A 19,750-nucleotide genomic window follows, 5' to 3' on the forward strand; every position below is an offset into this window, starting at 1 on the left:
TGTGAATATGGGCCGAGCTGGATTTGAACCAGCGTAGGCGTAGCCAGCGGATTTACAGTCCGCCCCCATTAACCACTCGGGCATCGACCCTTGCCATTCACAGTTATATATAGTAGCACAGGATTGTGAGCAAGAGCGAATCTCGAATTAAAAAAATGTTTTTTGTTGTTGACTTACTAGGGCTGGAATCAGAAATTGAGTCAACGTATGGGCATCAACTCCAAGCTCTGTGCGGTTTTGAGCCGCGAGAATGCCTGCTTCAGCATGCCACCAGGCAGCAGTCTGAGTCAGACCGAGCAGCGGAATTGGAGGCTGATCTGCAAGATTTTGTGCCAGGAGTCCGCCGAGTAGTCCGGTCAAGACATCGCCGCTACCGCCACGGGCAAGCGCTGGGGTACTCTTTGGGTTAATTCTTGTTTGCGCTTCGGGAGATGCGATCGCAATTCTTGCTCCCTTAAGCAGTACGATTGCACCTGTTGATTTTGCCGCTTGCTGAACCGCAGTCACTCGACATTCAACCGCAAGATCCGGAAATAAGCGGTTAAACTCGCCGAGATGCGGTGTAAGAATCGTTGCAGCTTGGCGCTTTTGAAAAGTCGGAACGGTTCCAAATTGCGCTAAAGCATTTAATCCATCGGCATCGAGCACGACTGCGCGATCGGACGCTAAAACCTGACCGACGATCGCAGCGGCATCGAGCGTTAATCCGGGGCCGCAAGCGATCGCATCAAAGGCGCTCAAATCGATTTGTGAAAGCTCGGCGATCGCGCCGGATTTAGTTTCAGGACAACCAATGATTAAGGCTTCGGGCAGTTGAGCGGAAAGGGTCGGTTTGAGCGATTCGGGAACGGCGATCGACAGCATTCCCACGCCGCTCGATCGTGCGCCGAGTCCAGTTAGTAGCGCTCCACCTGCATATCGACGAGAGCCGCAGATTAGTAGCAAATGCCCCATCTTATATTTATGAGTTGAGGCGGGACGATGAAGCGGTAAGGCGGACATTGCCCAGGCTGAGGTAACTCGTTGAATTTGGGGCGGATCGCCTAACACCGCAGCGATGTCAGTTAGGGGAATATCAAAATCAATTAATTCAGCTTGACCGACAAACTCCAAGGCATGATCTTGCAGTAAGCCGAGTTTCCATAAGCCGAGACAGAGCGTATGAGTGGCTCGGATTGCGGCTCTAAGGGGGCGACCTGTATCGGTGTGCAGTCCTGATGGCAGATCAATGCTGACGATCGGTAAATTCCATTCATTGACAGAATCAACCATTGTAGAAATCGGGGCTTCGAGCGATTGGGTTAGCCCAAAGCCAAATAAGCCATCAATTAAAAAGTCAGACGATCGCAAACTGTCGATTTCTGCGTCACAAGGAATGCCTAAACTTTTTGCGTACTGCAGGTGACTGGTGGTTAGCTCTTTGCAGCGAGAGAAGGGACAGCACAATCGCACGTCATACCCTCGAAAGTGAAGTTCTCGCGCCACCACTAAGGCATCTCCGCCGTTATGCCCTGACCCGACGAGAACTCCAACTTTGCAAGCAGAAGGATACAGGCTGACAATGCGATCGCTCAGCCTTCCAGCAACCTTTTCCATCAGTGCGGTAACGGGCATTCCCGCATCAAATAGGCGCTGCTCGATCGATCTCATTTGTGCAGCCGTGACGATCGTGCGGTGGATTTGTTCTAGCCTGGTGTCTAACTTCGTGCGTGGAGAATTCACAACCTCAATTCCAATCACAGCACTTTCAGGCTATCAAGCAAACGCCAACTCTACGAGCTTTTTCCGGGTTCCAATAGACGGAGGTACAGAAGGGTTGCCACGAAGAAAAAGGGGACAAAAAACCATTCGGGCGAATTGCGATAGACCCAAATCATGAGGATAAGCCAACAGGCTAGGCTGGTCAGAGCGAGAAGATCACGCATGGAATGCCTCCATGATTTTTAGAGAACCAGTTAGTCCTTCAGCAGATTTACTGACTTGTCAGACAAAATCAGTGAAATCTTTCTAAAGATCCTGTGAACTCGACACTCCATACGTGACCCTTCTGTTCGCGATCGCCCCTACAGAGTACGGTCTCCCCCCAAAGCGCAGAGATCCCGGAAACGGAACGGCTTCGCTACAATAAACGAAAACCACCCCGAATACGCACGAGGCTTGCTTAATGCAATCACCGACTCTTTTGATCTCCAAAGAGCTACCCAGCTTGAACTATACCTATGCTCCCGATCGCTTCGATGAAACGTGGGAAGCACCGTTGTCGATTTTGCTTGGACTTGGACGGGCAGCCGGGGCAGACTTTATCGAATTTTTCTTAGAGCGCGTCAACTACATTAGCTGTATGGCAGAAGACGACGCGATTACCAGCATTTCGCCTCGATTGGCAACGGGTGCAGGGGTGCGGGTGTTTCGTGGCAAAGCAGACTGTTACGTTTCGACGAATGACTTGTCGTTTAACGGTCTGAAAGCAGCATTAGAGAAGGGCTTGTCGATCATGGGGTTGCACTTGCCGTCTCCGAATTCGTTTATTCCAGAAATTCATCTCGAACTGCTGCGCGATTACGCGACGAAGAAGGGCAAAGAAGCGTGGCTCGGTCAGTCGAGTTCGATGCGGGAAATGGGCGATGTGCTGCTTGCGGCAAACGGATCGCTCTTGCAGAAAGCAAATCACGTTCAATCGCGCCGCGCTGTGTATTTCCGCGATTGGCAAGAAGTGTTAGTTGCTGCGAGCGATGGCACGTTTGCGCGGGACATTCGTTTAACGCAGTCGGTTGGATATAGCTTGCTGTGCGCCGAGGGAACGAATCGATCGTCGATCAATAAGCGTGTCGGTAGCACCAGTGAGCCAGATTTTCTCAGAAATTGGAATTACGCGAACGATGCGGAAGAAGTAGCAGATTCTGCCGCGAAGATGCTGTATGCGGATTATGTGGAGTCGGGCAACTATCCGATCATCATGGCAAACGAATTCGGCGGCGTGATTTTCCATGAAGCGTGTGGGCACTTGCTCGAAACGACGCAGATCGAACGCAAGACGACTCCGTTTGCTGAGAAGAAAGGCGAGAAGATCGCACACGAAAATCTCACTGCTTGGGATGAAGGCATTACATCGGATGCGTTTGGAACGATCGACATGGATGATGAAGGAATGCCCGCTCAGCGCACGTTGCTGATTGAGAATGGCATTTTGAAGAACTTTATTTCCGATCGTGCAGGTTCGGTGAGAACTGGGCATCCAAGAACTGGCAGCGGTCGCCGTCAAGGATACACTTTCGCAGCAGCCAGTCGGATGCGGAACACCTACATTGCACCGGGAGAGTATGAGATCGATGACTTGTTTGCGTCGATCGAGAAAGGAATCTACTGCAAGAAAATGGGTGGCGGTAGTGTTGGGCCTACCGGCCAGTTCAACTTTGCAGTTGATGAAGCGTATTTGATCGAAAACGGCAAAGTGACCAAACCGCTCAAAGGTGCAACGCTGATCGGAGAAGCAGTGGACATCATGAATAAGATTTCCATGTGTTCTAAGGATCTAGGCTTGGCGGCAGGGTTCTGTGGTTCGGTGAGCGGTAGCGTTTATGTCACCGTTGGACAGCCGCACCTGAAGGTCGATTCGATCACCGTGGGTGGTCGATAAGGGCAAATTGCTTCGTTTTGGGTGGGTTGTTGCCCCCTAAATCCCCCACCAGTGGGGGACTTTGAGATAAAGGAATTGATCGACTGTAGGAGCATGCTTGGCGTTAAAGCTTATACCGAATTAAACATAGAATGCGACAGATCATACTCAAAGTCCCCCATTCTGGGGGATTTAGGGGGCGAGAATCTGTCGCATCCACAAATCAATCTGGTATTAGGGGTGCTTCTCAGGAGGTTAAAGCATTTTGTTCAAAGTTCCTGATTGGGGATTTAGGAAGCAAACCCGAAGTAATTAAAGAAATTCACTTCTGCACAATAGGCGTTAAACAAATGGCAAAGGTTCAAGACATTGCAGCCGCAGCACAAGAAGCTGCAAAGAAACTCGGAATTGATAAGTTTGATATCTATGGTTCATCGATCGATGAAACCAGCGTGCAGGTCGATCAAGGTGAGCCGCAGCAAATGAAGGCTTCACAGCGATCGGGCGTAACGGTGCGCGTGTGGAACGAAGAACACAGTGTAGGTATAACTTCGACAACCGATGTTGATTCGATCGGCTTAGAGCTTGCTTTGAAGACGGCTAAAGAAGCCAGTTACTTTGGCGTGAAAGACAATGCACCGGATTTTAGTCCTGAAGCAACGGCGAAAACAGCGGATGTGAACAGTGAGCATCTGCCGCAAGCTCCGGTGTCGCAATTGTTAGAAACATTGATTCACGCAGAGAAAGAACTACTATCGGCGCATCCTGCGATCGTCGGTGTTCCCTACAATGGTTTGGCGCAGCGGGATATCGATCGCTTCTATCTCAACAGTCAAGGTGCATTACGGCATGAAGCGCATTCTTATGCGTCAATGTATCTCTACACCAAAACCGAAGAAGAAGGCAGAAAACCTCGGAGTGCAGGCGCTTTTCGCGTCAGCCCTGGAATCGAAAAGCTGGATGTTGAAGGCTGTTTGAAAGAAGCAGCAGAGAAAACAATCAGTCATTTGAACTATGACAAAGTAAAAACAGGCAAATATCGCATCGTATTTTCACCAGAAGCCTTCTTGAGCTTGATTGGTGCGTTTTCTAACTTGTTTAATGCTCAGAGCATCTTAGATAACCAAAGTCTCTCTACTGTTGAATCTTTGGGAACAACGATCGCCTCTCCGCTCCTGTGCTTAGATGATAATGCCCTGCATCCTGAAAACATCGGTGCAGAAGCATTTGATGGTGAAGGAACTCCGACTCGCGCCATTCCATTGATCAAAAATGGCGTGTTGTCGAACTTCCTACATAGTGCGGGCACAGCAAAACGGATGAATGCACAGCCCACTGGACACGCAAACATGGGCGCAAAGGTTACAGTCAGTCCGCATTTCTTTCATGTCTATGCGGGTGAACCCGCAGCACAGGAATATAGCTTAGAGAATGCAGACAATCTAATTCTGATTGATGATCTGAGTGCGCTTCACGCGGGAGTTCAAGCGCTGCAAGGTTCGTTCTCGCTGCCGTTTGATGGTTGGCTGATTCAGAATGGAAAGCGTACCAGCATTGAATCTGCTACCGTTGCAGGTGACATTCGGGAAGTGCTGAAGTCGATTATCTATGTCGAGAAAGAGACGGAATTTACAGGCTCAGGGGTTGCTCCGAGAGTTTGGGTAGACGAACTATCCGTTACTGGAGAATAGCGAACCATTGAACTGATCAAAAACGATCGGAGCTTATCAATCCTCCGATCGTTTTTTTGCACCTTAGAACGTGAAAGTGGTTCGGATTGTTCCAATCACAATGTCATCGTTGCGATCGTCATGATTCGGAGCCGTTAGCCAAATAATTCCGGGTGTAATCGCAATGTTGTCATTGAGTTGATATTGATAGAAGCCTTCAACATGGAGTGAGGTGCTGCGATCGCGCCCCACCGCAGATCCGAATGTTCCCCGCGCTCCGGTAACTTTCGGTTCCATCCCCACAATCACCCCGGCAACGCTGCCTTTTTTGAGAAAGTCAGGAACCGCTAAGCCGACTGACCAGTTCCAGATGTCCAATGTGCCCCGCTGTCCAGGCTGTAACGATTGAGCATTCGTGTAGCCGACTGCACCATTAAGTACAAGCTGCGGCGCAAGTTGGAAGGTTGCCGAGATGCCGTAAGCATTCGCCGAAGTAGGCACATTGTTGGCTAAGAAGCCTGTGTCACCGAGAGAGCGGAAATTTGCACGAGTGCTACCTACCGAGCCGTTTCCTGCAAAATCGACGTTGTAAGCGTGAATGTAAGTCAAACCGATTCCCAGTCGTTCAGTCGGACGGAAGGTGAGTTGAGCCAGCGCACCGTAAGAACCGTTAAATAAGCCGTCTCCGGCTGCGGGAGAATTTGGCTCACCTGAGAGATAGCCTAAACTCAGTTCTAGAGCATCGCCGAACTTATGGCGCAGTCCGAGGCCGGTTCCGGCGGTACCGTTGCCTAGATAGTAAATCGAGTTGCGTGTGCCGAAGTGCGACAATGCGCCTGAACCACCATCTCCATCAAGATAAGGATTCAATGTATCGGTAAAGTCATCGATCGCACCTGCATTCGCTTCGACCACAACGGTCGTGTTTTCTCCGATCGGAAACGTATAGTTCAAAGCATCGATCACCACTTCATTATTATCACCCCCTGCAAATCTCAACGCCCCTTCGGTGGTCAGTTGGTCGCCACTCACGCTGGCAGGAAGCGCAGAAAGGTTTGCCGCTTGCAGACGGGTTCTCAAGTTGTCGCGTCCGGTGAAGCTGGTGTCGAAGTTCAAGCGGATACGATTGCCGACGATCGTATTGCGGGAGACGCGATCGAGCACTTCGGTACTGGTTCCGGTCACAGGATCAAACTCACGTCGAATAAAATCGCGTCCTGCGGCGGCTCCGGTGATACCTAAAACGACTTCGGCATTGAGCTTTGTGGTGGTTGAAAATTGTTGTTTTTCCAGCGTAGTCGTGCGAGCTTCCAGCGAATCGACCCGACCCCGCAGGGTTGCGAGTTCTGCGGCAAATTGTTCTTGCAGTTTTTGCAGCGTGGCGAGGTCTTCTTTTTTGACTAAATCTGCGGTGGAAGCGGCGATCAGTTCATTAATGCGATTGAGGCAGGCATTCAATCCGGCTGCAAATTCATATCGAGTGGTGGCACGATTGCCTCGGAAGGTACGATCGGGATAACCCGCGATACAGCCATAGCGCTCAACTAGAGACTGTAGCGCCTGAAATGCCCAATCTGTCGGGCGGACATCGGAAAGCTGCGAAACCGATGTCACCTGCGCTAAAGGCTCCTCGTTGCTCAGTTCTGCAACAGCTGGATTTGCTGAATTTACCTTAATTTCTGAATCTACGCTAATTTCAGATGCGGTGGCGTTAGAAGCAAGTCCCAATCCTGCTGCTAAAACCAGGGAATGAATCAAAAGCTTTGTCATGACCTATCTATCCTTACACCAGTGAATCATGAATCGTGTTGCAAACTAGCAATACCGAAAAGGGCGGTCTTTTTGATAATAGGTCTTATTCTCAACTAAATCGCGAGCGATTTTCTCTGAATTTAAGATTTTCTTTTTCTGGGGAAGGGACTCAGACTGTTACAACGACAGGCTGTAAAACTTGAAGCCTGTCATTTTTGAAAAGTAGTATCGTTAATTCCTGCCTTGGGAAATCGTTGTTGGTGCAGGCGTAGTGGCTCCGAACGTCATCGAGTCTAAATCATTCAGTAGCTTCAGTGCTTGGGCACGACGCAGGCTCGAATCTTGGGGTTGTTTCTTGAGCCACGCGATCGCGTTTGGTTTGCCATGTTGTGCGGCGAGTCGGAGTGCTGCCCAAAGCTGCACGTCCGATCGAGCAGGATTTAGGTTTAGCACTGCATCAATACGCTTCTGAACTCGATCTGAATCCAATTTGAGCGTATCCAGGATTTCAGCACGATCGGTTGCAGGGTTCTGCACAAACTGGGCAGCGCGTTCCCAGCGTCCATCAATTAGGTTGGCTAACACTTGCTGTCCTGGACTTGCCCAAGGCTGATCAGCTTGTGCTTTGGTCACTTTGGCATGACGCTCGACGAGATCCATTTGAGCTTGAGCCGTCATCGTCCAGTTTTTGCCAACTTGCTGCTTGACAGACTGCATATACTCAAGTGCTGGTGACCATAACCCACTGCGGGCAAGGAACAACGCATCGACAAAGGCTCCATTCTCTTGCCGCAGTCCGCTCTGGCTGAGTGAAATCGGCTGAAGCTGAAACGGAATGTTTTTTCGCTGCACCGATCGCAATTGATACACCTGAAAATCTGGCTCTAGTCCGACAGTTTGATTGACTACAAACTCAGCCGGACGACCTTTTGAAGCCGCTTGCCAGGTTGGAAACTCGCCCGTTGAACTTGTCCAAGACAGCATCACGCTCATCGCAGTCGTGATGGGATTGTAGTAAACCACCTGACCGTAAGCGATCAATTTGTCCCCCTGCTGGAGTTTGCCGCTCAGGGTGAGCCATGCCCCGTTACGCGGAGCGCGGTCTTCAAATCGTTGAACTGTGGTGAACGGGACAGATCGATCGACACCGGAATCGATCACATGGGCGCGAATGAGAGGTTCGGTGACAAAATCCTCCTGTAGCTCCCGCACTGCGATTTGATTGACGAACTGAAGGGCTTCGGGTTTGTTTGGGGTTGGATTGAACACCAATTGATAAGCCCGGAGTTCGGTTAAGCGATCGTCTCCGCCATTTTTATCAGGACGATAGATCGGGATGAGCAAATCGGTTTGGTTTGATTTGGCTTTGATTGCCGTTTCAACGCGGATTGGCTCTCCTGCAAATAAGCCAGCTTTTCTTAGGTCTGCTTGGATTTCTCGGAGCGTTTTTGGATCGTCCCAAGCGCTAATCGGGATTTTGGCGTTTTTGGGCAGGTATTGATTCATCCAGGCGACCGATCGCGGGTCTTTGATGAATTGCAAACTTAGCCAAATGCTAGAAGCAACCAAACCTGCTGCGCTCACGATTACCACACTCGATCCGACTGATTTCCAGGGAATTGCACCGATTTTTGGCAATTGCACTTTCATAACGCGATTTGAAACACTGCCCTTTCTTTGAATGGTATATGCGTTTTTGAGTTTTCGAGCTAATTTCTCTCTAAGACTTGTAAATATTGCCGTCCTGCGCGTTCCCAAGTGTATTCGGTTTCGATTAACGATCGTGCATTTTGGGACAGTTGCGATCGTAACGCTGGATCACCAAACAATCGTGAAATTGCTGCAACATATTCGCTCACTGTATTTGCTTGCAGTGCCCGAATGGGTCGGTTGAATTGTACTCCTTCAAGTCCTCGATCGCTCGATACAATCGGTGTTCCGGCTGCCATTGCCTCAAGTGTTTTGTTTTTAATTCCGTATCCGGTTCGCATTGGAATTACACAGACTGTTGCTTGGTGTAGGTAATCTGCGATCGATTCAACTCGTCCGGTAACGATGATATTTTTGCGCTCACTCAGTTTTTGAATTTCTGCGGTTGGACGTGCGCCAACGATCGACAACGTAACATCAGGATAAATCAATTGAAGCTGCGGTAAGATTTCCAGACTTAAAAACTTTGCAGCATCAATATTCGCTAAATTATCCATTGCACCAATGAAAACCAGATGATGACCACCCGGATCAGTGGTGCGGTAAGGAAAAGCCGTGAAATCGACTCCATTCGGAATCACGGTGAAATCGGCATTTGGATTAAAGCGTTGGAGTTGGGTACGATCGTCGTCAGTTGTCACCACAACGTTGGTAAATTTTCGACAATAGCGTTTCTCGTAGCGTTTCAGGAGCGGTAGATTAATGTGATCGCGCAGTTGATTCTCAGAAGTTCCAGTCTGTAATTGATTCTTGCAAGATCCATACACTGAGCTATGCACGTTCACAATCTTTTTCTGTTGAAATGTGGGACGGAGATAGATTTCGTTAACGCTATGTTCACAAGTAATCACGTCAAACTGATCGATGTGCTGATCAATCCAAGCTTGCATCTGGGGTGAATAGTTCGATCGCACACTCGGCGGTGTTCCTTCGATCAAAAACTCTGCAAATCGTTGCACTTTATTCGATCGAGGAATCGGTTTCTCAAATACAACTAATTTCCCCGTAAATTCCCGTAGTGCTTCAACTTCTGCATCGCTAACATCCTCGCTTCGCTGGGTCAGAAGCGTAACGTGATGTGCTTGATTGAGATACTTCAGCAAATGGAATGTACGAACCTGCGTCCCGCCTTTGGTTGGGGGATACGGGAAAGTTGTGGACAACATGAGGATATTCATGGGGCGATCGTGTCGATATTGAGAGAAACTAACCTCATATCGGTATGCCCAAAATTAGCGTTTGCATTCCTACGTATAATCGCGCTCACTTTCTGCCTTATGCGATCGAGAGTGTTTTCGCGCAAACGATTTTGGATTGGGAGTTGATCGTCTGCGATGACGGCTCTCAAGATGGAACTCCAGAAATCATGCAGCGCTACACTGATCCGCGAGTTCGATATGTGCGACATCCTCGCAACGTGGGCAAAAGCAACAATATGCGATCGGGCTATGAAGTCGCGAGTGGGAAGTATTTTATTAAATTCGATGACGATGATCGCCTCATCCCAAAGTTTTTAGAAAAAACGAGTGAAATTCTTGATCAAAATTCAGCGATCGACTTTGTTGGAACGGATCACTGGATTATTAATTCCGACAATCAGCGCGACCTTGAACAAACGGATAGAAATTCGCAAAAATGGGGCAGAACTGAATTGACCGAAGGAATTCCGCGATCGCTTCTGGAAATCGTATTTGTGAAGCAGAGCTTTCAAGTTGGTGCAACGCTTTTTAGAATGCAAGCATTACAAGATGTAGATTATATGCGCCCAAATATTCAAAACTGCGAAGATAATGATTTATTTGTGCGATTAGCACTTGACGGAAAGCAGGGTTATTACTTGCCACAACGCTTAATGGAATATCGGGTGCACCCAGAGCAGCAAGGCATCGATCGTGCCATTCCTTATCTCAAAGACAAGCTGCGTTATTTAGAGAATTTTCAGTTCACATCAGAATTAGAGCAGATCCGGCGATCGCGCTTAGCCGAAACGCAATTGTTGCTTGGACTGAGATTGATCGAAATGGGCGAAACGAAGCGCGGGCGGGAATTAGTGCAATTTGGCAAATCTGCTTCAGTTCCAAAAGCTTATGCTGGATTAGCACTTTCGCTGGTGCCCAAATCCTTGAGACAAACTCTGCTTCAAAGGATTCGGAAAGTTAAAGCTTGACTATAGCTTTGTTTCGTTTAAGCTTTCCGCATCAGTAGAACGCTGCACCGCTAACCGCACGATCGACAAAACTAAAATCATCAAAAACATCACAAGCCCGATTGTACAGGCATAGCTAATTTCTAGTTTTGTGAACGCCTGCTCATACACGTAAAACACGATGGTTTTAGAACTATTCAACGGGCCGCCTTGCGTCATGATGAATATTTCTTCAAACACTTTCGTTGCAGAAATTGCAGAAATCACCGCAACTAACAACAAATAAGGCTGCATCAACGGCAGAGTAATATCCCAGTGCTTGCGAATGCCGTCTGAACCCTCGATCTCTGCTGCTTCGTATAATTCCGCCGGAATCGACTGCAATCCTGCCAGATAAATCACCATGTAGTAGCCCAACCCTTTCCAAATCGTCACCGCCATCACGCTAAACAGCGCCCAATTTGGATCAGTTAACCAGGGCACGCCTCCAAAACCGATCGCTCGTAAAAACTGATTCAACAATCCGTTATCCGAGTACAACCACTTCCAAGCAATTCCCGCCACCACCATCGAAATGATCACAGGCGTATAGTACGCTACTCGAAACCAGCGAATTCCTCGAATCTTCTGATTGACCAGAATCGCTAAAGCCAGAGGTGCGATCGCCAGAACCGGAACCACGCAGACCAAATACAAAATCGTATTGCGTAACGTCTGCCAAAACACCGGATCAGTACTCAACCGCTTAAAATTTGCCCACCCGATCCACTGCGGTTCTGTGATCAAGTCGTAGCGCGTAAAACTGAAATAAAACGCTTGCAGTGCCGGATAGAAAACCGTAATCCCCAACACGATCAACGCTGGCAACAAAAACAGATAAGGCGTTAAACGCCGCTGAATCGGAGACCAACTGATTCGGAGTGTCTTAATCATCAGGAGTGGAGTTGCAAAAAGCCAACTCACACTCTACCGCTAATCGATTTCCTCTGCTTCAACTCGTCGGATCGATCGCCGCGCAGGCAGCACTTGCGTTCGACGACGGTTCGACAAATAGCCCGGATACTCATCGTGAATCACTTCGATCGTTCGCGAAGGGCGCTGCTGCTTTGCGAATAACACAAACATTCCAACCAAAGCAATCCCGCCGCCAAAGGTTAAAATCACCCCGCCCAGCATCCAGAGAAGATTCGAGAGAACAGAATTATTTTCGTTTGTTGGATTTGCAGTCCTTTGTGGCGCGGGTACGGCAACTTTGTTTTGAGTATTCAGCGTTTCAATCAGAGCTTGCTGGCTTTGCAGTTGCGTTTTGAACTGCTCGGTTTGAATCCGCTGTTGCTCGACGATCGCTCTCAACTGCTCAATCTCTGCTTTTTGTTTATCAAAATCAGCGCTCGTTGTGGCGATCGGAGAAGGAGGTGCAGTAGGAACAGCAGGCGGCACAGAATAGTTATAGTTCGGCAAGGGTTGAGACGGGATCGTAGGCGAACTGTTGCCGACTCCTCCTTTCAGCAAAACAACAGCCGCCAGTCCTGCAAGTGCTGCGCCTCCTAAAAATGATGTCGTTTCACTCATCTCCCCTTCACCTTCTCATGCTGGCTGTAACACGGATTGCGGTTTCCCAACGGTCTCTAGTTTATAGTCTCTAGTTTGTAGTCTCTAGTTTATTGTGACTCAAGCCAGGATTTCTGAATCTTATTGGTGATTCCATACTTATTCAAGTTCAGATTTTCTGACTTGTCCATATCAGTTTATATAGATTTTTCCGGAAAAGGGCAATTTCTAATCTATTTAAAGATTGAAGCTGCCCCGTTTTGAGTCGCTTTTACTGAAGCCTAGAATGCCCTAGTGCGCGATCGATCTCGACGTTCTAACCCAGAATTCGTTGACACAGCAGAACGGCAAAGGCTTGCTCGGAATCTGTCCAGACGCGAACCCAGTCTAATTTTTTTGCGCTTAAAAGCTGTTTCATTTCATCGAGATCAAATTTGCGCGAAATCTCGCTTAAAATCGTCTCCCCGGCTGAAAATTCGACCGTTAAATCTAATGTGTTCAGGCGAACGGTTTGCGATCGCAAACTCCGTAAGTGCATCTCAATTTGTCGCTCAGCTTCGTTATAAATCGCGACGTGCTGAAACTGCGTTAAATCAAAATCGCCCTGAAATCGCTGATTTAAATGACGCAGCATATTCAAGTTAAATTCTGCGGTTACGCCTTGGCGATCGTTATACGCTGCTTCTAATCGGGCAGTGGATTTATGTAAATCAATTCCGAGTAGAAAATATTCTTTCGGCTTCAGCGCACTTGCAATTTGATCAAGAAAAATATCGCATTCCTGCGGATTCAAATTTCCTAATGTGCTGCCGATAAACCCGATCATTCGACTTTGAAGATGAGTTTGCGGAAGCTTTTCCAGTGCCTGTTCATAGGTTCCGACTAGCCCATAAACTTCAAGGGTTGGGTAGTCCGACAGCAAGCTTTGAGCGCTACTTTCAAGAATTCCAGCGCTAATGTCGATCGGACAATACACCAAAGGATGATCCGCCGATCGATAGGCATCCAGCAAAATTCGCGTTTTGGTTGAATTGCCGCTACCGAGTTCAATCAGTTCGCAGGCTCCGGTGATTTGAACAATTTCGGGCGCACAAGCTTTGAGAATTTCTGTTTCAGTTCGAGTTAGATAATATTCTGGCAGTTCGGTAATTTGCTCAAATAGTTGAGAGCCGCGATCGTCATAAAAATAGCGCGGCGGTAAGGTTTTTGGTGCTTGACTCAATCCGCGTATAACATCACTTCCCGGATGTAGCTCATCTTCAGAAGGAAGGGAGCGATCGACGAGATAAACGAGGTGAACGCGATCCAACGCACTAAAATTCTGCGGCACAACTAACTCCTTACACCAGCCGAACAAACACAGCGAAACCCTGAAAAAATCTCTCGAACCTGCGGATAATACCAGTTTCGGAAGCTGTTTCGCATTGCCCACGGGAAAGTTGCCCAACTTCCGCCTTTGAGTACGCGATGCGCTCGATCAAAATAGGTTTGAGAATATCCCGGATACGGATAGCTCTCAAAGCCCGAATATCCATCAAACCAGGTCGATGTCCACTGCCAAACCTCACCTAGCATATTCTGAAATGCAGCCGCTTTTTCCCATTCGGCTTCGGTTGGCAGTCGTTTTCCCACAAATTTTGCGTAAGCGTCCGCTTCATACCAACTCACACCGCAAACTGGAATATTGTCTGCACTCCAATACAACGGACGATCGATTCCGCTTTTCTGAACCCATTCCCATCCTTCTGCTGTCCACCACTCCCGATCCTGATATCCGCCCGCTTCAATAAACGATCGGTATTCCGCACAAGTCACTGGCTGTCGATCGATCCAATATGCCTCTAAATAGACTTCGTGCTGGGGTCGCTCATTATCTTGTGCCTCGATCGTCTCATTCCCCTGAATAAAAGAACCCCCCGGAATTAAAATCATGCGCTCTGATTCAAAATCTCCCACCCGTGGGGGATTTAGGGGGCTTCCTGCATCTCCAACCGCAGCCTGTCCGATCAGCGCAAGCACGATCGCCATCGTTTCCGCGTGTTGACACTCATGTTGCAATAACCATTTCCACAATCGTTCCTGCTGATCCACAGGCGCGATCGCCAAATAATCAAACACTTTTGCTCTCACCGTCGCTAAATATTCAACGACCGTATTAATTTCAGGTAATCGAACTCGATCGCTTTTCGGCAATCCATCCTGAGCAAACAGTCGATGATATTCAGGCAGCAACGGCGGATAACCTGCACATCGCTGCAAGATCCACAGGGCTTCGGTGTAAGCAATATGTCCCAGATGCCACCCAACTGGGCTGAAGTCCGGATGTGCCTGCGTGCAAAAAGTGTTGTAATCAATCGATTCAATGAGCGCTAACGTTCTCGATCGACACTGCTGCATCGAGTGTTGCAACTCAGATAGAAGTAATGTTTGGCTCGAAATCATCATCTATAGTTAACAAACAGCGATCGCTTAATGCTTTCCAATTTCCCTCAAATAGAGGCTCAGATGCAACGAGAACCGACTGCGGAAAATTCGGGTCGTTCACCAGATAATAAAGCGTGGGAGTCGGAACTCCCTGAGCATAACGAGATGCAACCAACTGATTGCCATCACTCAGGATTAGGTTTGCCGAGAAAGGAACTTGATGTTTTTCACCCAGTTCAGTCAGCACCTTCAAAGTACGATGCAACGCCTCAGTTAAATTCGCGCTCGTTTCTAGCTCATTAATCACGGTTGCAAAAAGATGCTCTGAATCCGTCAGTCCTTGGATTAATTCATAGGCAACGTCGCTAAGACGATCGCGCAGGGGACGATACAGCGTTTTGCGAAAATCCTGAATAAATCCGTTGTGAAGCCCTAAGATCGAATCGTACTGAAATGGCTGACAGTTACTCAAATCCGTCGCAAGTCCAGCCGTTGCGCTCCGAACATTTGCCAACACACAGCCCGATTCGACATACCGACTTAAACTTTGCAAGTTCATATCATTCCAAATCGGTAAGGTATTGCGATACATAAACGCTTCAGTTTCCCGATACCAACCGACCCCAAAGCCGTCAGCATTCATTAAGCCCGCCGTCATTTCCTTCGGTTGATAGCTCTGCACGACCAGAGAATGATCCGATTGAGAAACTAAGCGATCGAGTAAAACAGGCTGTCCCAAATAACCTAGCAATCGACACATATATAAATTTCGTGGGCGAACTGTCTAAATGGTGACATAAATCTTTTGCTTATAGTTTCAGTCTCCAAGCTGAGATCGCCAAACATACCCAACCGACGATAAACGCTGTTCCGCCTAATGGAGCCACCGCTCCTAACCACTTCACGCCAGAGAGCGACAGCGCGTACAAACTGCCAGAGAAAAGCACAATTCCTACAATAAACGCGATTCCTGAAGCAGTTAAAAGCGGATCTGCAAATTCAGTTCTGCTAATAAATAATGCAACTAGAACTAATGCGATCGCGTGGTACATCTGATATCGTGCCCCCGTTTCAAAAATAGTCAAAGCGCGATCGTCTAGTTTTCCCTTTAACGCATGACTTGCAAATGCCCCTCCTGCAACCGAAATTGCAGCAAAAATCGCTCCGATTGATAAAAAGAATCGCATTACAATCAATCCTTCTAATTAGTTCTACTCAATGATTTTAGATCTGACTTTCACGATCGAGCACGGGCTATAAAACAATTATGAAGATAAATGAATAAGAGCAAATTGATTCTGCTCTATCTAAAGAATCAATAAAATTGCACTGAAACTGATCTCGCTTCGATCAAAACGCAAATTCGTAGGCAGAGATCTTGTAATTTAATCCTGTGTAATAGAGCAAACATAATCTAATCAAAAGTGCAATTTCAATAGATCAAAACAATCATTTGGCGGCTGAAACTTCCTTAATATCTTTCTTCTAGCCATTTCTGAACGTTCATAGGTTCCAATCAATTTTTAGCATTAATAGGTTCAAATAAGAATAATTGCTTAATCAATAATTCGGGTTATTAAATCAAAATAAAAACTTATCGAATGGATTGGATATTACTCTCATGGTTTTATTCCTAACTTGATCAAGATGGCTATAAAAAGCTATAAACTAATTTCCATCAGAGAAGAAACTTCTGAGTTCACAAAGTTTATTTACTAATTGAATACTTGAACGCAAATACAAATGTCAGCGCGATCGCGGCTTCTATCTGCTTAAACAAATGTTAGAAGACCTCAGGAATTGTGCGGCTTTGCGTCCTTCCGGTTGCAATATTTGTGTTTCGTTTTGGTTCAATTTCTGCTCAGCTTTTACTTCTCAAAAGGCTGTCACTTTGGGATAACTCCTGACAGCTTCTCATGCCAAAAAATAGCGATTTTGTTTGTTAGGAGATTCGAGTTATGAGTCAGTTTTCCCGTCGCCGCTTCTTATATACTGCAACTGCATCCGGCATCGGCGCGTTTGTGCTGAAAGGCTGCGTTGGCAATCCTCCCAGCCGGGATAATGCGGCTGCCCCTTCCTCCCCCGGAGCCGTTCCAGCCGTGAACTCCGGCGGTGGAGATGCCCCAGAAGTCACAACCGCTCGGCTTGGCTATTTGCCTATCTTTGAAGCTGCGCCATTCGTCGTTGCCGTTGAAAAAGGCTTCTTTAAGAAGTACGGCATGACCGATGTGCAAGCCTTGAAGCAATCTTCCTGGGGTGCATTGCGAGATAACATTGTCATCGGCTCGGCAGGTGGCGGGATTGACGGCGCACAGTTCCAAATGCCAATGCCTTACTTAATTGCAGAAGGCAGAATCACGGATAACCGCAAGGTGCCGATGTACGTGATGTTGCAGACCTCAACTCAAGGAAATGGCATTGCGATCGCCAATAAGCACCTCGGCAAAAATCTTCACCTCGATCTGTCCAAAGGCGGCGCTACCTATTTGAAGGAACTGCAATCGAAAGGCACTCCGTTCACCGCAGCCTACACCTTCCCTGGCGCAAACCAAGAACTGTGGATTCGCTACTGGCTAGCCGCAGGCGGTGTGAACCCCGATACCGATGTGAGACTGATCGTGGTGCCGCCCGCGCAAACCGTTGCCAATATGAAAACCGGCACAATGGACGGATTTAGCACCGGCGACCCCTGGCCCTACCGGATCTTGTCTGACAACATCGGCTTTATGGGAGCGCTCACCGCTCAGATTTGGAAAGACCACCCCGAAGAATACTTTGGAATGCGAGCAGACTGGACAGACAAGCACCCGAAAGCGGCCAAAGCGATTCTGAAAGGCTTGATGGAAGCGCAACAATGGTGCGACAAGCAGGAAAACCGCAAAGAACTGGCTCAGCTTGTGGGTGGACGGCAATACTTCAACCTGCCGGCGAACATCCTCGACTCGCCGCTCGCCGGTAAGTACAACATGGGCGACGGTCAGCCTGAAATCAACGATATCAGCATGGGGCCACTCTATTGGAAAGACAGCAAAGGCAGCGTGTCTTACCCCTACAAGAGTCACGACACCTGGTTCCTCACCGAGAACATTCGCTGGGAAATGCTGCCCGCTGAAACCGATGTCAAAGCGCTGGTAGATAAAACCAACCGCGAAGACCTCTGGAAAGAAGCGGCGAAAGAAGCCGGAATTGCAGATGCTGACATTCCGAAAGATGCCTCGCGCGGGGTCGAGAAGTTCTTTGATGGGGTTTCATTCGATCCTGCTAATCCGATCGAGTACCTCAAGAGCCTGAAAGTGAAGAAAGTCAAAGTCTAGAACGCGATCGATTCCGAAGAGTCGTGTCTTGCTCTTCGATCGTTCATTGCCAGCCTGACTTAAACCAACATTGCGAAGGTTGGAGCGTCGATACATTCTCCACTTTCGATCGAGTGTCCCAAAGGATAGCATCAAGAGTGCGGAACATCGAAAGACCGACTGTGCTCTTGTTTTCTTTTTAAATCTTCAACGCCCTAGCTTATTCGGAATTCCTTCACACCCACCGGGAATAGTGCTGCGTGTTGTTGAGCCACCCCAAGCGCAGCAGTAGTATCGTTGCTCCTCAGACATATCTTCTGCATCAGTGAAGTCTGCGTTTTCGATCACGGCACCTGTATAAGCTCCGGTTTTGAAGTTTGGCGGCTCTGTGCGACTGCGAGGCGAGGCGGTTTCTGCTTTGCCATAGAAGAAACGAGTCCCGCTTAAATCAGCGCCGCGTAAACTCGCACTACATAATACCGTGCGGGCAAAATTCGTTTTCACTAAGTCGCAGTTGGCTAGATTTGCACGAATGAGGTTCGCTTCACTCAAATCTGCCCAGCGTAAATCGGTTCCTGAAAGATCTGCTGCTGCCAGCATAATTCCTAAATCGATCACCCGAATCCCGTTGACTCGATCTTCTGCATATCCACCCGTTCCGTTAAGGATTGCTCTGCCCAAGCGTGCATCTCGCTTGAGGGGAGACAGCAATTTTGCCCGTGAGAGGAACCGAATGATCTTGGCTTTTCCGGCACCATCGACACTGCTTAAAATTGCAGCCGTTCGCCCTTCTGCGATCGCTCGTTCTTGGGGCCAATCTTCCAGCAGCCCTTCTTCATCCAGCACTAGATCCGAGATTCCCTGGAAATACGTATCGATCGTTTGCTGTTGCGTAATTGTATTTTGCTGCACGGTGAGTTCGATCGAGATAATGTACTGTCGCCATGCAATATAAACTGCCAAGATCGCGATCAAAATCTGTCCCAACGCGCCGAACACTTCACCTAATGCCCCAACTGCATCCCAATCTAAAGTGCGATATAACTGTGCGCTCGCTTGATCGGCTCCGAAAATTTTTGCAATCCCAATCAACCCCACAACTGCCCCAATTACCCCCAAAGTAATCCCTTGATCTTGCTCGGTGAGAATTTCGATCAGGACGGGCTTTACGGTTGGGTAAAGCATCTGCGCTGAGAACAAGAGCGTGACGATCGAGCCTGCCAAAATTAGCCAGAACTGGTTGAGAAATAGCCCGATCGACACAATGAGCAATGCCACAATCAAAATGATCGCTCGACTCGGATTTGGGGGCGATGAGCCAGATTGTGAAGACGCTAGATGAGAGGCAGTCCGCTCTCTCGAAACTTCTGCGCGAGTTGGCGTGATTGAAACCGCAGAACCATTGGTGGTATTGGAAGCAGGCAAATTGGGATCAACAGACATGGAGCTTTGTCAATTCAGTCAGTAAGCTTATGTTACCCGCTACGCACAAGGCTGATCTGTGTCTTTGCTGCGATTCCAATCTCGAATACAGTGCGGATTGATCAATTCATCGTTAGATTGTGGGAAAAATATTTCTCCAATGTGA

Annotated in this window: 15 protein-coding genes and 1 tRNA gene; 4 read left to right on the forward strand and 12 right to left on the reverse strand. The window is 48.2% G+C overall.

Annotation, left to right across the window (positions count from 1 at the left end; all coding sequences use genetic code 11):
• Positions 1 to 8: 8 nt before the first annotated feature.
• Together NC981_RS13960 and NC981_RS13965 are read right to left on the reverse strand one after the other, a co-directional pair.
• Positions 9 to 90: transfer RNA gene (locus tag NC981_RS13960), tRNA-Tyr, on the reverse strand.
• 57 nt (positions 91 to 147) lie between these two features.
• The gene (locus NC981_RS13965; protein WP_348243465.1) at positions 148 to 1,722 is read right to left on the reverse strand and encodes an NAD(P)H-hydrate dehydratase; all 1,575 of its coding nucleotides are present in this window, start codon (positions 1,720 to 1,722) and stop codon (positions 148 to 150) included.
• Positions 1,723 to 2,164: 442 nt separating this feature from the next.
• Between NC981_RS13965 and NC981_RS13970 the strand changes: the two genes are divergently transcribed.
• Positions 2,165 to 3,637, forward strand: coding sequence for a TldD/PmbA family protein (locus NC981_RS13970; protein ID WP_348243467.1), 1,473 nt, complete (start codon positions 2,165 to 2,167; stop codon positions 3,635 to 3,637).
• Between the two features lie 329 nt (positions 3,638 to 3,966).
• Entirely contained in the window at positions 3,967 to 5,307 is a 1,341-nt protein-coding gene (locus NC981_RS13975; RefSeq protein ID WP_348243469.1) for a TldD/PmbA family protein, read from the forward strand.
• Positions 5,308 to 5,370: 63 nt separating this feature from the next.
• Here the strand turns inward: NC981_RS13975 and NC981_RS13980 are convergent, their stop codons facing one another.
• The 3 genes from NC981_RS13980 to NC981_RS13990 all read right to left on the reverse strand — a co-directional run bounded on the left by NC981_RS13980 (position 5,371) and on the right by NC981_RS13990 (position 9,926).
• A complete protein-coding gene (locus tag NC981_RS13980) occupies positions 5,371 to 7,056 on the reverse strand; it encodes an iron uptake porin (RefSeq protein WP_348243471.1) in 1,686 nt (561 codons plus the stop codon).
• A gap of 213 nt (positions 7,057 to 7,269) precedes the next feature.
• A complete protein-coding gene (locus NC981_RS13985) occupies positions 7,270 to 8,688 on the reverse strand; it encodes a hypothetical protein (protein ID WP_348243473.1) in 1,419 nt (472 codons plus the stop codon).
• 59 nt (positions 8,689 to 8,747) lie between these two features.
• Entirely contained in the window at positions 8,748 to 9,926 is a 1,179-nt protein-coding gene (locus NC981_RS13990; RefSeq protein ID WP_348243475.1) for a glycosyltransferase family 4 protein, read from the reverse strand.
• 44 nt (positions 9,927 to 9,970) lie between these two features.
• Between NC981_RS13990 and NC981_RS13995 the strand changes: the two genes are divergently transcribed.
• A complete protein-coding gene (locus NC981_RS13995; protein ID WP_348243477.1) occupies positions 9,971 to 10,915 on the forward strand; it encodes a glycosyltransferase family 2 protein in 945 nt (314 codons plus the stop codon).
• On the opposite strand, the gene NC981_RS14000 is transcribed toward NC981_RS13995, so the two are convergent.
• From NC981_RS14000 to NC981_RS14025, 6 genes are all read right to left on the reverse strand, one after another.
• Entirely contained in the window at positions 10,916 to 11,827 is a 912-nt protein-coding gene (locus tag NC981_RS14000) for a sugar ABC transporter permease (RefSeq protein ID WP_348243939.1), read from the reverse strand. It abuts the gene before it with no gap.
• A gap of 39 nt (positions 11,828 to 11,866) precedes the next feature.
• Complete coding sequence (locus NC981_RS14005) at positions 11,867 to 12,466, reverse strand: hypothetical protein (protein WP_348243479.1); 600 nt, start codon at positions 12,464 to 12,466, stop codon at positions 11,867 to 11,869.
• A gap of 295 nt (positions 12,467 to 12,761) precedes the next feature.
• Positions 12,762 to 13,775 (reverse strand): L-histidine N(alpha)-methyltransferase, encoded by a 1,014-nt coding sequence (gene egtD / locus NC981_RS14010; RefSeq protein ID WP_348243481.1) that lies wholly within the window; start codon positions 13,773 to 13,775, stop codon positions 12,762 to 12,764.
• A gap of 2 nt (positions 13,776 to 13,777) precedes the next feature.
• Positions 13,778 to 14,887 (reverse strand): SUMF1/EgtB/PvdO family nonheme iron enzyme, encoded by a 1,110-nt coding sequence (locus NC981_RS14015; protein ID WP_348243940.1) that lies wholly within the window; start codon positions 14,885 to 14,887, stop codon positions 13,778 to 13,780.
• A complete protein-coding gene (gene egtC, locus NC981_RS14020; RefSeq protein WP_190379239.1) occupies positions 14,856 to 15,629 on the reverse strand; it encodes an ergothioneine biosynthesis protein EgtC in 774 nt (257 codons plus the stop codon). Before egtC ends, NC981_RS14015 begins: the two co-directional genes overlap by 32 nt.
• 49 nt (positions 15,630 to 15,678) lie before the next feature.
• Positions 15,679 to 16,056, reverse strand: a complete 378-nt coding sequence (locus tag NC981_RS14025; protein WP_348243483.1) for a DUF423 domain-containing protein — start codon at positions 16,054 to 16,056, stop codon at positions 15,679 to 15,681.
• Between the two features lie 771 nt (positions 16,057 to 16,827).
• Here NC981_RS14025 and NC981_RS14030 point away from each other — a divergent pair.
• The gene (locus NC981_RS14030) at positions 16,828 to 18,183 is read left to right on the forward strand and encodes a CmpA/NrtA family ABC transporter substrate-binding protein (protein WP_348243485.1); all 1,356 of its coding nucleotides are present in this window, start codon (positions 16,828 to 16,830) and stop codon (positions 18,181 to 18,183) included.
• A gap of 186 nt (positions 18,184 to 18,369) precedes the next feature.
• Here NC981_RS14030 and NC981_RS14035 read toward each other — a convergent pair whose 3' ends face one another.
• A complete protein-coding gene (locus tag NC981_RS14035; protein ID WP_348243487.1) occupies positions 18,370 to 19,605 on the reverse strand; it encodes a pentapeptide repeat-containing protein in 1,236 nt (411 codons plus the stop codon).
• Positions 19,606 to 19,750 lie beyond the last annotated feature (145 nt).

The sequence above is a fragment of the Leptolyngbya sp. DQ-M1 genome (assembly GCF_039962505.1).
GTDB lineage: Bacteria > Cyanobacteriota > Cyanobacteriia > Leptolyngbyales > Leptolyngbyaceae > Leptolyngbya.